The organism is Paraburkholderia sediminicola (assembly GCF_046026895.1).
Taxonomy (GTDB): domain Bacteria; phylum Pseudomonadota; class Gammaproteobacteria; order Burkholderiales; family Burkholderiaceae; genus Paraburkholderia; species Paraburkholderia sediminicola_C.
On the sequence record NZ_JAQQEU010000034.1, the window covers coordinates 68,240 to 87,351 of the forward strand.

The window sequence follows — 19,112 nt, forward strand, 5'->3', positions numbered from 1 at the left end:
TGTGAGCCTTTCGGGAAGATCATTGCGTACCCTTGTCGAGAAATGGATTGGAATGACGGACGGCGTACGGGTTACGCAGTTTAGCCATGGTCGCGACGAGCAATACAGGTTTGTGCGTGTCGAAGGTGCGTCGGATGCGGCTTTCATCGCCCTCATTTTCTTTCGCCACAATGACGGTAGCTGGTGTGTCTTTCCGCCCGAGCGCAAGCGGCCCGCGATGAACCTCGGCCTTTGAGCGCGAGTACCGCGTCCCATCAATCGGAAGAGTCCGTAAAGGCGCCCCGCACTGGCCGTGCGGGGCGAGGGCACAGGAAGTCGTGCCGATCAAGGACGCTGGAACGTGACAAACCAGTCGATACCCATGAGAAACACGCCGAACGCGCCGTCCGCCCGAATGCGAACACATTTTGTTTTCGGATCGACAGAAGCGCTGGTCGAAATATTGACCGATTGAATTAACAGGAGACTGATATGCGATCGTACGAGAAGTGTTACATAAACGGTGAATGGGTTGCTCCTCTTAGCCGCAAGGATTGGACGTTGGTCAATCCAGCTACCGAGGAGCCGTTCGCGACCGTTGCGCTGGCAGGAGCCGAGGACGTCGACGTGGCTGTAAAGGCTGCGCGGATTGCCTTCAAGTCTTTCGGCAAAACGTCGAAGGCCGAGCGCATTGATTTGCTGGAACGGATCATCGACCGCTTCGTTAGCCGCGAGAAAGAACTGGCAGAAATCGTGACGCTCGAACTAGGTACACCGATCTCGCAGAAGCTTCATGCTCCCGCAGCGCTCGGATCCTTCAAGCAAGCGCTGGCCACTCTCAGGGATTATGAGTTCGAGTATCGCCTTGGGCCCAATACGGTTCGTCGTGAGCCGATTGGTGTTTGCGGACTCATCACGGCGTGGAACTGGCCGCTTCAGCTTCTTGCAACGAAGCTCGCGTATGCATTGGCAGTGGGTTGCACGGTGGTCTTGAAACCAAGCGAATTCACGCCCCTCAGTGCAATTCATCTCACCGAGGTGCTTCATGACGCGGGCGTGCCCAAGGGTGTCTTCAATCTGGTGCTAGGTGACGGTCCAATTGTAGGTAACGCGATCAGCAAGCATATGGACATCGATATGGTGTCGTTCACTGGTTCGACGAGAGCCGGTGTGATGATCGCCGAGGCGGCAGCCCCTTCAGTCAAGCGTGTTGCTCAGGAGTTGGGCGGCAAGTCCGCGAACGTGATCCTCGACGATGCAGACCTCAAGGCCGCGGCGAAATGGAACGTGGCTCGCGCTTTCTCGAACAGCGGTCAATCTTGCCACGCGCCGACGCGAATCCTGGTACATGAGAGCCAGATGGAAGAAGTGTTGGACCTGCTTGAGCAGGAGGCGAAGGCGGTCAAAGTGGGGAATCCGCTTGACGCGCAGGTGACTATGGGCCCGGTGGTGAACAAGCTGCAGTTCGACCGGGTGCAGGAATACATTGAGATCGGCATTCGAGAGGGCGCCACCGTCCGGGTGGGCGGCATCGGTCGACCGCAAGGACTGGAGCAAGGCTACTTCGTCAAACCAACCATTTTCTCCGACGTGACGCCGAACATGCGCATCGCACAGGAGGAGATTTTCGGTCCGGTGCTCGCCGTTATTCCCTATCGTACCGAAGAAGAAGCCATCGAGATTGCAAATGGAACGCCCTACGGCCTGGGCGCGTATGTCTTCTCGTCGAACCGGGAACGAGGCACGTCTGTAGGTCGCCAGCTTCAGGCGGGCCGTGTCTTTTTGAACGGTGCTGTGAGCAACACCGAGGCCCCGATGGGCGGCTATAAGCGCTCTGGAAACGGACGCGAAATGGGTGTCTTCGGCCTGGAAGAGTATCTCGAGACGAAGGCGATGATCGGATTTGACGCGGCAGTAGCAGGTTGATTCTGGCTATGGGGGGCGCGTCGATCTCGACGCGTTCATAGTGCCTCACGTTACGCCGTTGAAGGGTAGGTAAGTGAGGCTAATCTTTTTGCCGCCCGCCCGCCCGCCCGCCCGCCGGTCCGGGTCGATGTGAGGATGCCGATGAGTTATAGAGCCGAGCGATGGCGAGAGCAATGTGGGGCAGGCATTGCGCTGACGTTTCTTTCACGAAAGTGAGATCCACTCCTTAGGCGAGGAGGATCATGCTAAAGCCAGCAGCGAATGTGCTTGGCGATGAGGGCCTTCCGATTGGAACTGGTCGCCACGCAAGCGGTCGCCGCGTCTCCCGGCGAGGTCGTTTTTAGCTGCCTATTAGTCCGCAACCTTCGAATAGCATGTTCCTAGTCGCTGAGCGCGTTCAGCGCTTTGGCAAAGAAATCGACTGCTCCGAAATTGCCGGACTTCAGAACGAGTGCAAGCGGCGCCTCACCGTTAGCGCCAACAGATTGCGTTACTGGTACCCCAGGGTCGATTTGCGATCCGATGCGCAACAAGCGCACACCAAGCGCTTGCACGACCGCGCCGGACGTCTCACCGCCCGCGACCACGAACTTCCGCACGCCGGCATCGCGCAGCTTGAGCGCAATAGAGGCGAGCGCATCTTCGACCAGATGTCCGGCTTTTTCGAGGCCCAGTTTCTTCTGCACTGCTTTGACCTCGTCTGGCGATGACGTCGAGTAGATCAGCACGGTTTCGTTGTCGTGCCTCCGCGCGAACTGAACAGCGTTTTCGACCACTGATTCGCCGCGAGACAGCGTCATTGGGTCGATACGGAAACTAGGCCTTGAGGCGCGCCACTCCGCCACCTGTGCGTTGGTGGCCATGGATGCGCTGCCTGCCAGCACGACCGCTTTGCCGTCGATTTTTGGCAGATCATCGGCGTGCCCTGCGTACACGAGCAGATCGGCCGAGTGAAAGTTCTGCGGCAGACCAAGCGCGATGCCCGAGCCGCCTGTAACGAGCATGAGATCGCGGCACGCTTTACCGAGCGTGAACAGATCCGCGTCGGACATGGCATCGGCAATGGCAAGCCGTACGCCATCTTCCTTCAATTCCTCGATGCGCGCGCGGATTGCCTCGGCGCCCTTCGTGACGGTGTCGTAGCGGATCAGGCCGACTCGCGATTTCGTCTGCCGCTGCAACACGCGCACGAGGTCGGGATCGGTCATCGGTGTGAGCGGATGATTCTCCATGCCGGACTCGTTCAGCAGCTTGTCGCCGACAAAGAGATTGCCGCGAAAGATCGTGCGCCCGTTCTCGGGAAAGGCGGGGCAGGCGATGGTGAAGTCATCCTTTAATGCCTCCAGCAAAGCATCCGCGACCGGTCCAATGTTGCCCTTACCGGTCGAGTCGAAGGTTGAGCAATACTTAAAGAAGAACTGGCGGCAACCCTGCGCGCGCAGCCATTCGAGCGCGTTCAGCGACTGACGAACAGCGTCTTCTGCGGGAACCGTGCGTGACTTCAGCGCGACGACGAGCGCATCCGCTTCGACTTGTACGCCTGCGGCCGGTAAGCCGATGGTTTGGACCGTACGCATGCCACCGCGCACGAGCATGTTGGCGAGATCGGTCGCGCCGGTGAAATCGTCGGCAATACAGCCGAGCAGTGCCTGCGCCATGTACTTCGCTCCTTTCGGGACTTCGCTGCCCGCAAAAGTTCGTTGACCGCACAACGTCGCTCGCCGCCGTGCCCAACGGTGAGCTTCTCTCATGAACTGCTGATGCACTGGCCGACACTCGCACAATGCCTCGCGACTGCTGAATCATGTCAAGCAAGAGCGCAGTACTTTGCCTGGGACGACGTGCCGGCTTCGTTCACGAACGCGGACACGGATGGCACGCAGTGTTGGTCCGCAGCAGCGGCGCTGTTCGTAAACAGACTTCGCTGCAGTCTCCGCACCGATTGTCTTTTCTTGTGACGTGGTCAACTACAGGCGGACGGCTCCAGCAAAAGCTCTTGTCGCAAACAAAGACGGTAGGCATTTTGGCGCGACTGCGCAAATCGTTGGTTCCTGCATGCCGTCGCTCTCCTTTCACCGGCTTGCGGTAGATATGTGCAATTAACCCGCACCCGGTGCCGGGAGCCCGGAGTCGAGTTCCCAAATCCGCGCGAGTCGATCGACGCTGACGGACTCCCCAAGCCTGTTTGAAGCAGCATCCAGCGTAGAGCGGGCCATCGTTGCGATGAGCATCGGCGCTCCGTAACGCATACCTACGGCCGATGCCTTTCTAAGATCGTTCGCCCAACTGCCCAGGGTGACATTGGCGGTTTGCCTGTTGGCTGCGAGCGCCGGAAGAACCCGTGCCGACGCGCTGTTATAGCCGGAACTCTTGTTCAGCACGACGGCCATGTCGGCAATCGTAAGTCCGTTTCTGGCACCCATCGCAGCGCATTCATAGGTAATGAGTCGATTGCATGCCGCGATTGCCGCGACGACCAGGCGCATCGCGTGACCGCATCCTGCATCGCCGCAGTGAATGACCTTCGGACAGACTGCTTCAAGAACGCTTCGCACCGACTGGAGAACGCTTTCTGATCCTCCGAAGAAGATGGCCGTTGCCTCCGGAGCTTCTTCGACGTTTTCCGTGTGTAGAGGCGCATCGACGAAAGTGATTCCGAGTTCGCTCAAGTCTTTGGCAAGCGACGTTGTATCGTCGGGATCGCCTTGGCTCATGTCGATCAGGACTCTATTTTTTGCTGAGCCTGCCTTCAGCCAATCCGGGCTTCGTAGCAACGCTTCTCTCACCTCGTCAGAGTCGATGCAGATGACGACGAGGTCCGCTCCTTTGGCCAGATCAGAAGCGTTGTCTACCCGTTCTGCACCGTCGCAATGCAGAGAGCCGTTGTTCGTGTCCAGAACGCGGACAGTGTGCGACTTTGCCAACTGGCGAGCTACAAACGAGGCAAGCTCACCGCTCCCTGCCAGTCCAATCGTAGTCATTTTGCCTCCAGGGACTTTACGTTTGTCGTCGCGTCGACAAACTTTGTGTCTGCCATCGACTCGATGACGCCAATCATTTGCTCAAGTTCTGCGTCCTTACCCAGCGAATTGAGGCCGATCTGCAGTATCGAGCGTGCTGCGCCCCCGATCGGCATGGGGACGCGCTGCTCCGCGGCCAATCCGATTGCCTGATGAATATCCTTGACTTGAAGGGCGAGCCAGAACTTGGTGGACTTGCGACCTTGGGCAATGGCGGGCAACATTCCTTGTGACGTGTAGTTTCGTGCCGTCGTGGCGTTAATCGCCTCCGTCATAACTTCGAGCGGGAGACCGAATTTCCGCCCCATCGCGACAACTTCCAGTGTTGCGAGTCGGCAGCTGACATTCATCATGTTGTTCACGGTCTTCATCGTCTGCCCGTTACCAACCCGTTCTCCGCAATGGAAAACGTTGGGACTGATCGACTGCAAGATCGGTAAAGCCGTCTGAAACGCTTCGTGCGGACCGGATGCAATAATGGAGATGGTTCCCGCAATTGCCGTCGCCATCGCCCCGGAGACCGGGGCGTCAAACAGCGGAACACCCAGATCCGCAAGCTGTCGGGCGAATTCTCGGGTCTGTGCTGGTACACCGCTAGTTTGGTCGACAATGATCTTGCCGGACGAGAGCCCTTGCGCCACACCGTCCGGGCCGAAGAGCACCGCTTCAACATCCGAGCTTCTGGGCAGACAAAGCATTACCACGTCGCTGTTACGCGCGAGTTCTGCAGGTGTTGCCGCCGCCGTCGCACCGAGTTCGACGAAGGCATCGACAGCGTTCTGATTCAGGTCGAAGACGCTCAATGGAAACTTGCCGATCAGATGACGGGCAAGCGCGCCACCCATGGCGCCCAACCCGATATACCCGACTCGCATGTATCTCCTCCTTGCTTTTACTGCCGATGCTGTCCTCGGCGGACTGTCGCATCAAAAAGCGACGTTAGGCTATCGTCCGCTTTGCAGCGGAGCACGTCGAGTCGCATTTTCTTCGCAGGTCGGTAAGCGCCACTTACCGGACGGCAGCAGCTCGCAGACGACTGCCGCACACAAACCCCAAAAAAACCCGCAGCGTGAACAGCGGGCCAACTTGGAGATGCGAAGCTTTGTTGAAGCTGTTCAGCTCCTGGAAACGCGCTTGCTAACGCTGGAGGAATGGATTGACTGAGGGCTTGTTGGAGGTGGACAGAAACACACTTTTTGTTTCGAGCAATTCGTGGACGGCTTCTATCCCGTTCTCCCGGCCAAGGCCCGACATCTTCAACCCGCCGAATGGCATCATGAAACTATACGCACGGTACGTGTTGACCCAGACCGTCCCGGCTTTGAGCGCCTTCGTCATGCGCATCGCTCGACCGATGTTTCCGGTCCAGACGCCAGCTACCAGGCCGTATATGACGCTGTTACCCAACTGGACAGCGTGTTGTTCGTCGTCAAAGCCTATGACAGAGAGTACGGGGCCAAAGACTTCCTCCTGCGCAATGCGCATGTCGTTGGTCACTCCAGTGAAGATGGTGGGCTCAACGAACTGGCCGCCCGTAAGGCCCGGCCCCACAGCTGGTTTGCCACCCAGGATGCAACGAGCACCGTCGCGCCGCGCGACCTCAATGTAGTCCAGCACCTTCGCGTATTGCGCGGAGGTAGTGATTGGACCAACATCTGTCGTCGGCTGCATCGGGTCGCCCAGCCGCACGTCTCGTGCAAGGGCAACCAGTCGCTCAGTGAAACTTTCCTTGATCGAGTTCTGCACGAGCAGCCGCGACCCGGCAATGCACATCTGGCCCGCAGCCCCAAAGATGCCTGACACGACGCCGACTGCTGCAGATTCAAGGTTAGCATCCTCGAAGACGATATTCGGCGACTTGCCGCCTAATTCCATTGCGACGCGCTTCATCCCTCGCGCGGCGGTTTCATAGATTCGCGCGCCAGTAACGTCTGACCCGGTGAAGGTGATTTTGGCAATGTCTTTGTGCTCGACCAGAGCAGCGCCGACCTCGTTGCCGAAGCCCGTGACGATGTTCAAAACCCCGTCGGGCAGTCCCGCCTCTTTGGTAAGAGCGGCAAACTCCAGCGAGCTCGCTGACGCGAACTCTGAAGGTTTGACAACGACCGCGCATCCGGCTGCAAGAGCGGGAGCACACTTCATGGACAGAAATTGAAGTGGGGAATTCCACGCCGTCAGTGCAGCCACGACGCCCACCGGCTCATGCGTGGTGAAAGCGAAGACGTCCGCTTTTTCTACCGGCATGATCGCGCCTTCAATTTTGTCGGCCAGTCCGCCGTAGTAGTACCAATACTCAGGGATAGTCTTTAGTTGACCCTGCATTTCCGCGAGGACTTTGCCATTGTCCCGGGTCTCTATCTCGGCAAGGTTTCCGGCGTGCTGAACGATGAGGTCGCCGATGCGTCGCATCACCTTGCCGCGCTCGGTAGCCGTCATCTTGCCCCAAGGGCCAACATTCATTGCGCGCCTGGCAGCCTCTACGGCGCGTGCCGAATCTTCAGCTGTGCCACGAGGGATCTGTGCCCACGGCTCGCCGGAGTATGGATTGAATGTGTCGATCCACTCGCCTCTTGCAGGGTTTTCGGCCTTTCCGTCGATCCAGAGCTGATACTTCTTCATCCGTCTATCTCCATGGGCGAGCCATCGCACCAGACGTTGCGCCGCCTGCTCACAGCGCGGGCGGAACCATTTGCGCCAGCCAGCATGCGGCGAATGGTCGGGCTGGCTGTCGCCTGTACGACTTCGGCGATGCACGTATGGAGACGTGCTCTGTGAGAAGGCGTTGATATTAAGATTGTGTACAGGAGTGAAGCAAGCGTCGAGTCGGTTTTGCTTCTCTAAGGGAAAGTTTGGCTAACCGATGCCGGAAGCGGGGGATGAACCCAATACCGCTGCCAGACGGCTCACTGCCTCAACGCCGCTAGCGGACGCTAAGGCAAGCTGCCGGCGACCCACTACGCCTTGCTCATGCGCGAGGCTGAAGGCGTCTGCCACTGCCGATCACGGTTGCGGAGACAATCAGAAGCGCGGCGCCGCCAATAAATGTCGCTCCGATGGAATAGCGGTCGAGAAGCGTGCCGCCTAGCTCTGCACCCACCATGATGGATAGCTGTATCGATGCAACCATCAAGCCGCCCCCGCTCTCCGGCTTGTCCTTGACTCCTTTCGAAAGCCAGGTTGACCATGCGACAGGGATCGCAGCATTCACCGCTCCCCATGCAATCACCAGGGCCGCTACAGCCCAGAAATTGTGGCCGGCTGGAAGCAGGGCGATCGTCACTGCAGCCAGTGCAACAGGCAGACCCATCAGAAGATGGTAGAGACGTTTGCTCATGATTGCGCTCGCGCCATATGTACCCGCGAAACCGGCTAGACCCATGCCAAGCAAAAGCATCGACAGTTCGGCGACATCGACGTGCGTGTACGACTCGAAGAACGGCCTGAAATAGGTGAATACGGCGAAGGCACCGCCGAACGTAAGCATCACCCCAAGCATGGCAAACGCCACATGCGGGCGCCTGAGTAGAGAGAGCACGTTGCCGTTTTGGCGCGACCGTTCGCTCTTCATGGATGGGATGGTGACCAGCGGGAGAACGAGGTTGATAGCAACGATCGGGACCAACGCCCAGAAAACGCCTCGCCATCCGATGACGCTGCCCAGATAGCTGCCAACCGGGGCAGCAAAGGACGTAGCGACGGCATTACCCGTGTACAAAACTCCCAACGCCTTGGGCAACGACTCCTCGGGCACCAGCCGCATGATAGTCGCCGTGGCAAGGGACCAGAATCCGCCGACGGCAATTCCCAACAGTGCGCGGGCAGCCATCAAGGTCGCGAAGCTGCCGGCTTCAGCGATCAGGATAAGCGACACCAACATCAGTCCCGCCAGGCCAGCCAATACATTGCGTCGGTCGAGACGACTCGTGAGCGACGGAATAGCGAGGCTTGTCACGACGGCAAACAGCCCCGAAATGGAGATTGCCTGGCCCGCCATGCCGACTGAAGCGCGTAGGTCCGATGCGATGGGCGTCAGAAGACTGACCGGCATGAACTCGGACGCAATCAACATTGCGGCGCACATCGCCATAGAACCGACTGCGGCCCATATTTGCCGATTTGGGATGGATGGGTGGTTAATCAGCGTCGACATTCAACTCCCTCAATTTCATTCGCCCTACGCGTTCTCGCGAACCAATGGTCATCGTCCAGCCGATAAACAGTCAGTTGACGACGCTGTGGCAATGATCGGTTAACGCGTAGGCAGACGTTGCATACACGCGGACGTGATTTCAATCGGCGAGAATCGCCTGTCGATTGTTCACTCTGAGCAGCGACAGGGAGGAGGGCATCTATATATTCATTCAGCGATCTGACGCTGAACAGTTAAAACGTAGTTTAGCCTCGCGGCCACGCTGGATAAACCCGTTCCAGGTGATCGGACTCATGAGCGCTCGTTATCAATAGGTATAAGTCCCGATCACTGCGCCTTGCGTCGCGCAAAATGCGGCTCCGAGGCGCGGCGTCCGCCAGCCTGGATTGCAGGCCCTCTCGCGGCGATCCCATTGCTCTAACGGATACGGTGGGGCGGGGACAGTGGACAGCCCCGGATTGTTCCTTCTTGATTGATGAATGACGGTAATAGGCCCAATGAGTTTTTGGTGTCTAGTTGCCGCTTAATGTCGTGGTTAGATTACCGTATGAGCGCCTGTCGGCTTGACACATCATCGGTGCCGCGAATGACTGTGGCCCACGAACGAGCCGCTTCTACGAGTTTTCTGCAGCAAGAGGGCTCCGGTGCATCTCACGCGGTCAGCCCCGTCATTGCATCTGCTCGTCGGCAGCCAGCCGGTTGCGACGGGCGTTCATAGCGCGCGTCAAGCGCTAACGCGCGAATCGGCAGAAGAGCGGTTGTTGGCGAAAGTCGCCCGAAGGTCCGTTTCAACCAACTTGTGGAGGTCTCTGCATGGCAGAGAAGAACTGGATGTCGCAAGACGGCGAGGTTCAGGGTCAAGACCTTTCGGACGGGCGCATGCCCGTTTCTCGCAGACGGTTTCTGCAATCAATGGGTGCGTCAGGCGTCGCTGCTACGAACGCAGGACTGTTCTCTGCGGCGAAGGCTGATGAAGCCAACAAAGAGCCGGCAGCCAGCCAACAGAAATTGGCGCAATCCGTGGATCACACCGTCCGCCTGAAGGTGAACGGCGAGATGCGACAGGTAAACGTCGCGTCAAACGCCGTTCTTCTCGACGTCTTGAGAGATCAACTGCAACTCACAGGCACAAAAAAAGGCTGTGACCACGGTCAATGTGGTGCCTGCACGGTACACGTCAACAATACAGCGGTGAACTCCTGCCTGTCACTGGCGGCGATGCATGACGGCGACGAGATCACGACGGTCGAGGGACTGCAAGGGAATGGGCGGCTTCACCCGGTACAGCAGGCATTCTGGGAGCACGATGCGTATCAGTGCGGCTATTGCACGTCAGGTCAGATGATGAGCGCGGTCGCAATTCTGAAAGATAAGCGCATCCCAGCGGATGACCATTCGCTGCGTGAGGCGATGAGTGGGAATATCTGCCGCTGCGGTGCATACAAGAACATCATCGCCGCCATTCAGGACGCGCGTGTGAAAGCGGGGAGGTCAGTCTGATGCAGAATTTCGACTACATTCGCGCCGTATCGCTGGATAGCGCCGTGCAGAGCATTGCGCGGCCAGGCGCGGTGCTGCTGGCTGGCGGCACAACGCTGCTGGACTTGATGAAATTGAATGTGATGCAGCCGGCGGCCGTTGTGGATATTCACAAGCTGGCGCTCGACCAGATCGAGCAGTTGCCTGACGCCAAGGTAAGAATCGGCGCCATGGTCTCCAACACTGAACTGGCCTTCAACGAACACATTCGCGGTCAATACCCGGTGCTCTCCCAGGCGCTGCGTTCAGGTGCCAGCACGCAACTGCGCAACAAGGCGACTACCGCAGGCAATATCATGCAGCGTGTTCGCTGTGGGTACTTCCGGGATGGTGTCTCAGCTTGCAACAAGCGCGAACCCGGAGCGGGCTGTTCCGCCATCGGGGGGCAGAACCGGAACGTGCACGCTGTACTTGGCAGTACTGAGCACTGCATTACCGCGCACCCGTCGGATATGTGTGTTGCGATGGCGGCCATCGGTGCGACCGTTCATGTTCAGGGACAAGCTGGATCCCGTGAAATCGACTTCGGCGACTTTCATCTCTTGCCTGGAGACACCCCGTGGAAAGAGCACGCTCTCCATGCAGGTGAAATCATTACGCACGTGACTCTCGATGCACCGATGCACGGCAGTCGTTCCGGGTACCTCAAGCTCCGGGACCGCGCTTCATATCAGTTCGCCTTGGCCTCGTGCGCGGCAATCATTGCGCTCGACGGTGAGAGGATCCGGGATGCCCGCATTGCTCTCGGAGGCGTCGCGACCAAGCCATGGCGAGCACGCGAAGCGGAGAATGCACTGATAGGCCAACCCGCGAGCGCGAGTTCGTTTGAGAAAGCAGCGGAACTTGCGCTCAGGGGCGCGCGCTCCTATGGACAGAATGGTTTCAAGGTTGGCCTCGGCCAGCAAGCCGTCTTGAGAAACCTGACTGCGGTGGTCGCTTGACCTGTGTCACGGAGAGAAATCAATGAGCGATCAAGTGATAGGAAAGGCGGTAAAACGGGTCGACGGCCGTCTTAAGGTGACGGGCGTAGCGAAATACACCGCTGACCAGAACCCGCCCGGCCTTGTGCATGCCTATGGCGTTTTCAGCACAGTTGCGAGCGGGCGCGTGCTGCGTATCGATACTACGGCGGCGAAACGCGTGCCTGGTGTCATCACGATACTCGATCATGAGAACTTTCCTCGGCTTTACCGTACGCCTATAAACCTCACTCTGCCCACTATCCTGACGGCGTCACGGACTGACGAGAACCGTCTACCGTTCGAGGTTGCGACAGTCAATTACGCGGGCCAGTTCGTCGCGCTCGTCGTGGCAGACACTTTTGAGCATGCGCGAGAAGCCGCCAGTCGGGTGAAAGTGACATACGGCAAGAGCCGGCTGGTCACGAATCTGGACGAAGGCGTCAAGATTTCCGGATTGAAAGACGGCACTAACGGTCACACCCGGGGTGATGCCGCAAGCGCATTCAATAGTGCACCTCATAAGATCGATTTCGCATATCGCACGCCGGTGGAAACGCACAATCCCATGGAAATGCATGCGACGGTCGCGAGCTGGCAGGCCGGCCGTCTCCACGTCTACGAAGCAACGCAAGGCGTGGTGGTACACAGAAACTCGCTTGCGCGCATTTTCGGGCTTACACCCGATCGGGTTACGGTCGAGGCACCATTCATCGGTTCGGGATTCGGTAGCAAGTTGTTTATCTGGCCGCATTCCGTCGCTGCAAGCGCTGCGGCACGTGTAGTCGGACGACCCGTCAAGCTCGTCGTTCCGCGCGCACAGATGTTCACGACAACGGGTCATCGGCCCGAAACGCTTCAACACATGCGGTTGTCGTGTGATGAACAAGGGAAGCTGACGTCGCTCCGTCATGAGGCGATCAACACGACTTCGTTCACGGACGACTACACGGAAACATGCGCCGTCGTGTCGCAGAGCCTCTATTCGTGCGCAAATGTGCATGTCAGCCACAAGATGACCAAGGTCAATCGCGGCTCGCCCACTTCCATGCGTGCACCGGGTGCGGCACCGGGGCTGTTTGCGCTGGAGTCGGCGATGGACGAACTTGCGCTAGATGTTGGTATGGACCCGGTGGCTTTCCGATTGCAGAACATTTCGACGATCGATGAAAGCAAGAACCTTCCCTGGTCGAGCAATCATCTTCGGGAAGCCATTATGCAAGGCGCAGGGAAGTTTGGATGGAAGAACCGTTCGCCGCAGCCCGGTTCGATGCGCGAGGGCAACGAAAATGTAGGCTACGGCGTGGCAGCCTGCAGCTGGGATGCGTTTCGAACACCGGCCGAGGCTCGGGTACAGTTGCGCAGCGACGGGACGGCGGCTGTAACGTGTGCCGTCCAGGACATTGGAACCGGAACGTACACTATTGCTGCCCAGGTAGTGGCCAGCGGGACGGGGCTTCCGCTGGAAAAGATTCAGGTGACGCTCGGCGACACGACGTATCCCTCGGCTCCATTGTCCGGCGGATCGTGGGTCACCGCGAGCCTTCTACCTGCGATCTCAGAGGCGACGCGCCAGGCACTCGATCAGTTGAAGGACTACGCAACTTCACCCTCGGGGCCTTTCGCCGGCGTGAAAAAAGAGAGTCTGAAGTTCGAGGAAGGAAGTCTCACCGACGGCAGTCGCAGGGTCGACTTCGCGTCGGTGTTGAAAGGTCAACGTCTTTCAGACGCCGAGGGTTATGCGCACACCAGTGGCACGCCGACCGACAAGTTCTCCTTCCGCTCATTCGGAGCACATTTCGTCGAAGTTCGCTGGGATCCCGGCATTTCGCATCTACGAATCGCCCGTGTAGTGAGTGCAATCGACGTGGGTCGCGTGATCAACCCGCTGACGGCGCGCAATCAGGTCGAGGGTGCAGTTGTGATGGGTATCGGCATGGCCCTGTTCGAGGCAACCGAATACGACGCACGCTCCGGCCTGCCTGCGAACAATAACTACGCGGAGTATGTCGTTCCGGTGCATGCTGATCAACCCGAGATCGATGTTCTGCTGCTCGACTATCCGGATCTGCGTCTGAATGAATTCGGCGCCCGAGGCATTGGCGAGATTGGCACGACCGGGTTGGCAGCAGCCGTGGCCAATGCCGTTCATCACGCAACTGGTGTCAGGGTGCGAGACCTTCCCATAACGCTTGAGAAAGTCTCGAGTCAATTGCGGGGCGTTGCGTGAACGCAGGTCGGGCAGTGTTTTGAATGGTGCCCTGTCGTGGGCTCACCGGGTGTCAACAATGAGTGCGACTTCGTTCACTATGTGGTCAGGAGCCAGAATGTCCGATCGGAAAATGTCTAGAGGTGTTCTTGTTCTAATCATGCTATCCCTCTTTCTCGCAGGACCGAGCGCAACGGCAGGGGAGCTGAATGGTGCTTCCAACACCGCTGCTGCGCCGAACCAAAGCGCTATCACTCCCGCCCACAACGATCCCTCAGTGAAGATCACAATCAAAGTGGGAGGAAAAGAGCTTCAGGCGACACTGGCCGACAATCCAACCGCGCGTGAGTTCGCCGCTCTTCTGCCCATTCGCGTCGCGACGCGTGACTTGTTCGGACGGGAGAAAGCAGGGCCGCTGCCGAAGGGCATTTCGACAGGGGGGCCGAGCAGTGACGTCTATAAGGTGGGCGATATCGGTTACTGGTCACCGGGCCACGATATTGCGATCTATTACCACCAGGACGGGGAAAGGATACCGTCTCCAGGCATCATCAACATAGGTCACATCGATTCAGGAATCGATGCTTTCGATCTGCCCGGCGCAGTCGAGATCTCGATCGAGCGCTCGCCCTGAGCAGACGCGCGACCCGTTAGGCTATCAAGAGCTTAGCTGAAGTATCCCCGGCAGGGACTGGCGAAGCCGCCTAGGTTCGGTGCTTCAATGCGTCGATCACGAGGGAAAACGCACGTGAAGTCTGGCGCCGGCTCGGATAATAAACGTGGTAGCCGGGCCATGTCGGACACCAGTCCTTGAGTACGCTGACTAATTCACCCTTGCGAAGATGGTCGCGCACCGCGTCCTCCGGGACAAAAGCCAGGCCGAAGCCTTCGAGCGCCCCTCTGATCATTTGCGGCTGCGTGTTGACGGTAAGTTGTCCACTGACGCGCGCCTGTGTTTCGCGTTTTCCCTTCTTCAATTCCCAGGCGTAGAGTGCCTTCGTCGTCGTCATACGCAAGCTTATGCATTGGTGATCAAGAAGGTCCTCGGGGGTGTCTGGAACCGTCCTGTTCGCGAGATACGATGGTGCTCCTACAATTGTCATCGGAATGTCGGGACTGATGCGGACGGCGATCATGTCTTTCGCGACCTGGTCCCCGAAACGCACCCCGACGTCATAACGATCTTCGACAATGTTCGAGAGGCCATAGTCGACCGTGACCTCCACTTTAATGTCAGGATACGCGTGCAGGAGCTTGCGCAGCTTCGGCCAGATGACGGTGTCGATGGGATGGTCAGTGGCAGTGATGCGAATCACGCCTGCGGGCTTGTCCCTGAAGTCGGACAAGGCCGCAAGGCTGGCATCGATCTCTTCAATCTTAGGCGCTACCGCCTGGAATAGTTCCTCGCCCGCTTCTGTTGTCGAAACGCTGCGGGTTGTCCTTGTGAGAAGGCGCAAACCGAGCCTGGCTTCGAGGTCGCGGATGAAATGACTCAACGCTGATTGCGAGACACCGAGTTTCGCGGCAGCGCGGGTAAAGCTCTTCTCGCGCGCGACGGCGAGAAACACAAGGATATCGTTCAGGTTCTCTCTAGGCATCTCACGTTACCCTTCGTTGAAAGCGGTTCAAAGGCCCGCGCCACCGATAGCGTTCATCAAGGGTACAAGCTCCGCTGGTACGGTAATTGATGAATGATACTAATAAGTCCAATTGAGCGCAGCTACTTAATTCAATAGGCGCAAACCTTTAGCATGTGCATTGAGATGGTTGCTCACAAACCGTGCGCGGCGACCTTCGACACAAATGCACGGTGTAGAGGCAGTATCTGGTGCGAGACATCGATCCGGGTGCCATTTTTCGCTTTCAACGAAGCGGGCGGGCATGCCATTACCAATCTTTCTGGAGTAGCGATCATGAATCGACGCCTCAATCTTCTCGTTATAGCATTCGGCCTTTCCGCTCCTCTGTTTGCATCGGCGCAGACCTCTTCGACGCAAGCGTTGTCACGAGAGCAGGTCCGTCAAGACATGGCTGATTACGAAGCAGCTGGGTACAACCCCGCACGTCAAAATCCGCGTACCTGGGTTGACGACGCCCGTGCAGCTTCGGCCAGGGTGATGACGGCTAGAGCGGGACGAACTCAGCCTCAACTCGCAGTCAACAACGCCGATGGCGCCAGTCACTGCGATTGATTGTCCCGTTCACAACTGCATAGACGCAACCTCTCAGCACATGACCACGTCCTTGTGGCATTTGCAGGAAGCGGAGCTATGGGGCGGGCGTTCCATAGCTCCATTGCCTTAGCTGCCGATCCGCTTGGCGAGATCGCGTGTCGACCTACGTAAATCCCGCCCACTCATTTCATTCGCCGGAGCGGTTTATTGCCCTGGCAGGCGCGGCAGAGCTTCTCTACGATTCGTGGTGAATGTGACGATTTAGACCTATCGCACTTTCTCCCACCATGCGTCGAACTTCTGTGTTCTCCCATCGAAGTAGATCGGGCGGCCGATGATGGGCGTCCAAAGGGAATAACTTCGATTAACACTCGCTTTTGAAATGCGCACGAAGGGGTCATTCCAGTCGTGGGGGGCCAGCGAAAAGCGGCCAATATGACTAGGCGTGAGTGCCTTCGTGCGAAGGTCCATCGCAGCCTGCGCCGCCTGCTCTGGATTCATATGTACGTTGGCCCAACGCGGATCGTACCGGCCGGTGTCGAGAGCGGCCCAATCGAGAGGGCCGTACTTTCGACCAATATCGGCGAAGTGCGGCCCGTAGCCGGAATCCCCGCTGAGAAAGATCTTCCGCTGCGATGTCGGGAGGAGATATGCCGCCCATAGGGTTTTGTCGCGAGCGAAGGTGTGCCCCGAAAAATGTCTTGCCGGCATCACACTGACCGTGAGTCCAGGGCCGACTGGCAATGACTCGAACCAGTCGGCTTCGTGCACTTTGGATCTGGGGTATCCCCACCCTTCAAAGTCGGCGCCGACACCGAGACCTGTAATCACCTGGCCGACTTTGTCCTTGAGAGCGATTACAGTCGGGTAGTCAAGGTGATCGTAGTGGTCGTGGCTGATGAGAAGGAGATCGATATTCGGCATGTCGCCAGCGGTGTAAGCGACTCGGCACCACCGTTTGCCAGTGCTGAATATTTCGACGCATGATGGGCGCGTTCAGCTTGACGGAGACAGTCATCCATGTCGAACGCAGCGGGCCGTACGCATCCCCATCGCACGTATGCGCAAGCATTCAAGCAGCAGGTGATCACGGAGACATTGGAACCCGGCATGTCGGTGTCGATTGTTGCGCGACGGCACGACATCAACGCCAATGTGGTGTTCGCATGGCGCAAGCAATACCGTGAAGGCAAGCTGGTCATACCTGCACTGGAAGCTGCGCCGAGCGTGCCCAGCACGAAGCTACTGAGCGTCGACGTGATCGACTCGGCATTGGTACTGCGGCCGCCTGAGCCGGCAGTGGCATCGCAAGCGCCGAGCGGCGTACCGATGCCGGCGCCCGTGTGCGAAATCGAGGTGGAGATCGGCAAACGGCGTGTGAGGATTCGTGGCCTGTCTGCCGAGCGCGCTGAAGCGTTCCTGCAGGAATGCCTGAAGTGATCGCGCTGCCGGCAGGTACGCGCGTTTGGCTCGTGGCCGGCGTGACAGATATGCGCTGTGGCTTCCAGGGGCTGGCCGCGAAAGTGCAGACAGCGCTCGAAGAGAATCCGCTGGGTGGCAACGTATTCATCTTCCGCGGCCGCCGCGGCGATCTCGTGAAGCTGCTTTGGGCGACCGACGATGGGCTCTGGCTGCTCGCAAAACGATTGGAGCGAGGCCGGTTTATCTGGCCCCAGGCCGACGGTGGAAAGATCCATCTGACGAGCGCACAGCTATCGATGCTCCTCGAAGGCATCGACTGTCGACACCCGCAACGCACCGCTGCTCTGTCGATGTTGTAAACCACATCGAAGGCTCGTAAACTGCGACGCATGTCCCAATCTGCGCCGCTTCCCACCACCGTCGCGGAGCTCCAGGCTCTGGTGCTCGAGCAGCAGGCGTCGATCGAGAACATGGTGCGGGAGATCGCCGCACGGGACGACGAAATCGAACGCCTGAAGGCGCAGATCGACAAGCTCAGGCGGATGTACTTCGGGAGTAGGTCCGAGAAACTGGCCCGGCAGATCGATAAACTCGAGGCGCAGTTGGAAGACCTGACGGCCGGTCAGGGCGCTGCCGAGACGCGAGGGCACCGAGACAAGACGTCGACGGCGCCGCCCGGTCGAGCGCCCACGCGAGAGCCGCTGCCGCAGCACTTGCCACGCGATGAAATCGAACTTGCACCGAATCCGGCGTGCCCCAGGTGTGCGACAACGATGCAGCGACTCGGCGAGGATGTTTCCGAGCAGCTCGCGCGCGTAGCGGCTGCGTTTAAAGTGATCCGCACGATCCGTCACAAGCTGTGCTGTCCTGACTGCGGCCACATCGAACAGCCCCCGATGCCCAGCCTGCCCATCGAGCACAGCATCGCGCATCCGAGCCTGCTGGCCGACATTGCGGTATCGAAGTTCGCCGATCACCAACCGCTGTACCGCCAATCGGAGATTGCGGCACGCGACGGCGTGACGCTGGATCGCGCCAGCATGGGCCGCTGGATCGGGCAGATCGCCGAGCTCTGCGGGCCGCTTGTTGAAGCAATCCAGCGCTACGTGCTGGTCCCGGGCAAGGTACACGTCGACGACACACCGGTTGCGGTGCTCGCGCCAGGCAACGGAAAGACGGTGACCGGTCGCTTCTGGGTCTACGTGCGTAACGATCGCCGCTCGGGCTCGACTGAGCCGGCTGCGGTATGGTTCGACTTCTCATCGAATCGCAAAGGCGTCCATCCTCAGACCCGGCTCGTCGCATTCCGCGGCATCCTGCAGGCCGATGCTTACGCCGGTTTCGATCAACTGTATGCGAGCGGGGAGATCCACGAAGCGGCATGCTGGGATCACGCGAGGAGGTACATCTACGATGTTCACGCGCGCACACCGACTCCAGATACCCAGCAACTGCTCGAGATGATCGGCGAACTCTACAGCATCGAAGCCGACATCCGCGGCAAGGCGCCTGACGAGCGTCTGCGCTTCAGGCAGGAAAAGAGCAAGCCGTTGCTCTCGAAGCTCGAAGCGACGATCAGGGTGAAACTCGCGACGCTATCGACAAAGTCCGCGCTCGCAAAAGCAATCAACTACTCGCTGAACCACTGGGCGGCGCTCGTGTTCTACTGCGAGGACGGTCGAGTCGAGATCAGCAACGTGCTTGCCGAGAACGCCCTGCGCTGTGTCGCGCTCG

General features: G+C 58.7%; 18 protein-coding genes. 11 read left to right on the forward strand and 7 right to left on the reverse strand.

Annotated features, from left to right (window positions below):
• The first annotated feature begins 1 nt into the window (after position 1).
• Both PQR02_RS23005 and PQR02_RS23010 read left to right on the forward strand, forming a co-directional pair.
• The gene (locus tag PQR02_RS23005; protein WP_408236270.1) at positions 2-235 is read left to right on the forward strand and encodes a hypothetical protein; all 234 of its coding nucleotides are present in this window, start codon (positions 2-4) and stop codon (positions 233-235) included.
• A 236-nt stretch (positions 236-471) separates the two neighbouring features.
• Complete coding sequence (locus tag PQR02_RS23010; RefSeq protein WP_408236273.1) at positions 472-1,905, forward strand: aldehyde dehydrogenase family protein; 1,434 nt, start codon at positions 472-474, stop codon at positions 1,903-1,905.
• 380 nt (positions 1,906-2,285) lie between these two features.
• On the opposite strand, the gene otnK is transcribed toward PQR02_RS23010, so the two are convergent.
• The 3 genes from otnK to PQR02_RS23025 form a co-directional block, all read right to left on the reverse strand.
• A complete protein-coding gene (otnK, locus tag PQR02_RS23015; RefSeq protein ID WP_408236276.1) occupies positions 2,286-3,563 on the reverse strand; it encodes a 3-oxo-tetronate kinase in 1,278 nt (425 codons plus the stop codon).
• A gap of 441 nt (positions 3,564-4,004) precedes the next feature.
• Positions 4,005-4,886 carry an NAD(P)-dependent oxidoreductase gene (locus PQR02_RS23020; RefSeq protein ID WP_408236279.1) on the reverse strand — a complete coding sequence of 294 codons (882 nt, stop codon included), beginning with the start codon at positions 4,884-4,886 and terminating at the stop codon, positions 4,005-4,007.
• On the reverse strand, positions 4,883-5,800 hold the full coding sequence (locus tag PQR02_RS23025) for an NAD(P)-dependent oxidoreductase (protein ID WP_408236282.1): 918 nt from the start codon (positions 5,798-5,800) through the stop codon (positions 4,883-4,885). The genes PQR02_RS23020 and PQR02_RS23025 overlap by 4 nt, the downstream gene beginning before the upstream one ends.
• Here PQR02_RS23025 and PQR02_RS23030 point away from each other — a divergent pair.
• Entirely contained in the window at positions 5,799-6,089 is a 291-nt protein-coding gene (locus PQR02_RS23030) for a hypothetical protein (RefSeq protein WP_408236285.1), read from the forward strand. The genes PQR02_RS23025 and PQR02_RS23030 overlap by 2 nt on opposite strands.
• Here PQR02_RS23030 and PQR02_RS23035 read toward each other — a convergent pair.
• Both PQR02_RS23035 and PQR02_RS23040 read right to left on the reverse strand, forming a co-directional pair.
• Positions 6,063-7,544, reverse strand: coding sequence for an aldehyde dehydrogenase (locus tag PQR02_RS23035; protein WP_408236288.1), 1,482 nt, complete (start codon positions 7,542-7,544; stop codon positions 6,063-6,065). The two genes, PQR02_RS23030 and PQR02_RS23035, sit on opposite strands and share 27 nt — an antisense overlap.
• 346 nt (positions 7,545-7,890) lie before the next feature.
• The gene (locus PQR02_RS23040; RefSeq protein WP_408236291.1) at positions 7,891-9,075 is read right to left on the reverse strand and encodes an MFS transporter; all 1,185 of its coding nucleotides are present in this window, start codon (positions 9,073-9,075) and stop codon (positions 7,891-7,893) included.
• Positions 9,076-9,888: 813 nt separating this feature from the next.
• On the opposite strand from PQR02_RS23040, the gene PQR02_RS23045 reads away from it, so the two are divergent.
• The 4 genes from PQR02_RS23045 to PQR02_RS23060 all read left to right on the forward strand — a co-directional run bounded on the left by PQR02_RS23045 (position 9,889) and on the right by PQR02_RS23060 (position 14,416).
• Entirely contained in the window at positions 9,889-10,575 is a 687-nt protein-coding gene (locus tag PQR02_RS23045) for a (2Fe-2S)-binding protein (protein WP_408236294.1), read from the forward strand.
• The gene (locus PQR02_RS23050; protein WP_408236297.1) at positions 10,575-11,555 is read left to right on the forward strand and encodes an FAD binding domain-containing protein; all 981 of its coding nucleotides are present in this window, start codon (positions 10,575-10,577) and stop codon (positions 11,553-11,555) included. The genes PQR02_RS23045 and PQR02_RS23050 overlap by 1 nt, the downstream gene beginning before the upstream one ends.
• Before the next feature lie 22 nt (positions 11,556-11,577).
• The gene (locus tag PQR02_RS23055; protein WP_408236300.1) at positions 11,578-13,803 is read left to right on the forward strand and encodes a xanthine dehydrogenase family protein molybdopterin-binding subunit; all 2,226 of its coding nucleotides are present in this window, start codon (positions 11,578-11,580) and stop codon (positions 13,801-13,803) included.
• Positions 13,804-13,900: 97 nt separating this feature from the next.
• Positions 13,901-14,416 carry a cyclophilin-like fold protein gene (locus tag PQR02_RS23060; protein ID WP_408236303.1) on the forward strand — a complete coding sequence of 172 codons (516 nt, stop codon included), beginning with the start codon at positions 13,901-13,903 and terminating at the stop codon, positions 14,414-14,416.
• Positions 14,417-14,486: 70 nt separating this feature from the next.
• On the opposite strand, the gene PQR02_RS23065 is transcribed toward PQR02_RS23060, so the two are convergent.
• Positions 14,487-15,380 carry a LysR family transcriptional regulator gene (locus PQR02_RS23065; RefSeq protein WP_408236306.1) on the reverse strand — a complete coding sequence of 298 codons (894 nt, stop codon included), beginning with the start codon at positions 15,378-15,380 and terminating at the stop codon, positions 14,487-14,489.
• Between the two features lie 315 nt (positions 15,381-15,695).
• Here PQR02_RS23065 and PQR02_RS23070 point away from each other — a divergent pair, with 315 nt between their 5' ends.
• Positions 15,696-15,974, forward strand: a complete 279-nt coding sequence (locus PQR02_RS23070; protein WP_408236309.1) for a DUF4148 domain-containing protein — start codon at positions 15,696-15,698, stop codon at positions 15,972-15,974.
• Between the two features lie 249 nt (positions 15,975-16,223).
• Here PQR02_RS23070 and PQR02_RS23075 read toward each other — a convergent pair whose 3' ends face one another.
• Positions 16,224-16,931 (reverse strand): MBL fold metallo-hydrolase, encoded by a 708-nt coding sequence (locus PQR02_RS23075; RefSeq protein WP_494478098.1) that lies wholly within the window; start codon positions 16,929-16,931, stop codon positions 16,224-16,226.
• A gap of 45 nt (positions 16,932-16,976) precedes the next feature.
• On the opposite strand from PQR02_RS23075, the gene tnpA reads away from it, so the two are divergent.
• The 3 genes from tnpA to tnpC all read left to right on the forward strand — a co-directional run.
• Positions 16,977-17,396 carry an IS66-like element accessory protein TnpA gene (gene tnpA, locus PQR02_RS23080; protein WP_408236315.1) on the forward strand — a complete coding sequence of 140 codons (420 nt, stop codon included), beginning with the start codon at positions 16,977-16,979 and terminating at the stop codon, positions 17,394-17,396.
• The gene (gene tnpB / locus PQR02_RS23085) at positions 17,384-17,737 is read left to right on the forward strand and encodes an IS66 family insertion sequence element accessory protein TnpB (RefSeq protein WP_408236318.1); all 354 of its coding nucleotides are present in this window, start codon (positions 17,384-17,386) and stop codon (positions 17,735-17,737) included. The genes tnpA and tnpB overlap by 13 nt, the downstream gene beginning before the upstream one ends.
• A 30-nt stretch (positions 17,738-17,767) precedes the next feature.
• Positions 17,768-19,112, forward strand: a 1,345-nt coding sequence (gene tnpC, locus PQR02_RS23090; RefSeq protein WP_408236321.1) for an IS66 family transposase, incomplete at its 3' end; no start/stop codon positions are given.

Excerpts from the sequence above, each read along its gene's own strand:
- PQR02_RS23065 (WP_408236306.1), bottom strand. The coding sequence starts at position 15,380 with ATGCCTAGAGAGAACCTGAACGATATCCTTGTGTTTCTCGCCGTCGCG.
- PQR02_RS23020 (WP_408236279.1), bottom strand. The coding sequence starts at position 4,886 with ATGACTACGATTGGACTGGCAGGGAGCGGTGAGCTTGCCTCGTTTGTA.
- PQR02_RS23055 (WP_408236300.1), top strand. The coding sequence starts at position 11,578 with ATGAGCGATCAAGTGATAGGAAAGGCGGTAAAACGGGTCGACGGCCGT.
- PQR02_RS23070 (WP_408236309.1), top strand. The coding sequence starts at position 15,696 with ATGAATCGACGCCTCAATCTTCTCGTTATAGCATTCGGCCTTTCCGCT.
- PQR02_RS23035 (WP_408236288.1), bottom strand. The coding sequence starts at position 7,544 with ATGAAGAAGTATCAGCTCTGGATCGACGGAAAGGCCGAAAACCCTGCA.
- PQR02_RS23045 (WP_408236294.1), top strand. The coding sequence starts at position 9,889 with ATGGCAGAGAAGAACTGGATGTCGCAAGACGGCGAGGTTCAGGGTCAA.
- PQR02_RS23010 (WP_408236273.1), top strand. The coding sequence starts at position 472 with ATGCGATCGTACGAGAAGTGTTACATAAACGGTGAATGGGTTGCTCCT.
- PQR02_RS23025 (WP_408236282.1), bottom strand. The coding sequence starts at position 5,800 with ATGCGAGTCGGGTATATCGGGTTGGGCGCCATGGGTGGCGCGCTTGCC.
- PQR02_RS23050 (WP_408236297.1), top strand. The coding sequence starts at position 10,575 with ATGCAGAATTTCGACTACATTCGCGCCGTATCGCTGGATAGCGCCGTG.
- otnK (WP_408236276.1), bottom strand. The coding sequence starts at position 3,563 with ATGGCGCAGGCACTGCTCGGCTGTATTGCCGACGATTTCACCGGCGCG.
- tnpB (WP_408236318.1), top strand. The coding sequence starts at position 17,384 with ATGCCTGAAGTGATCGCGCTGCCGGCAGGTACGCGCGTTTGGCTCGTG.
- PQR02_RS23030 (WP_408236285.1), top strand. The coding sequence starts at position 5,799 with ATGTATCTCCTCCTTGCTTTTACTGCCGATGCTGTCCTCGGCGGACTG.
- PQR02_RS23040 (WP_408236291.1), bottom strand. The coding sequence starts at position 9,075 with ATGTCGACGCTGATTAACCACCCATCCATCCCAAATCGGCAAATATGG.
- tnpA (WP_408236315.1), top strand. The coding sequence starts at position 16,977 with ATGTCGAACGCAGCGGGCCGTACGCATCCCCATCGCACGTATGCGCAA.
- PQR02_RS23060 (WP_408236303.1), top strand. The coding sequence starts at position 13,901 with ATGTCCGATCGGAAAATGTCTAGAGGTGTTCTTGTTCTAATCATGCTA.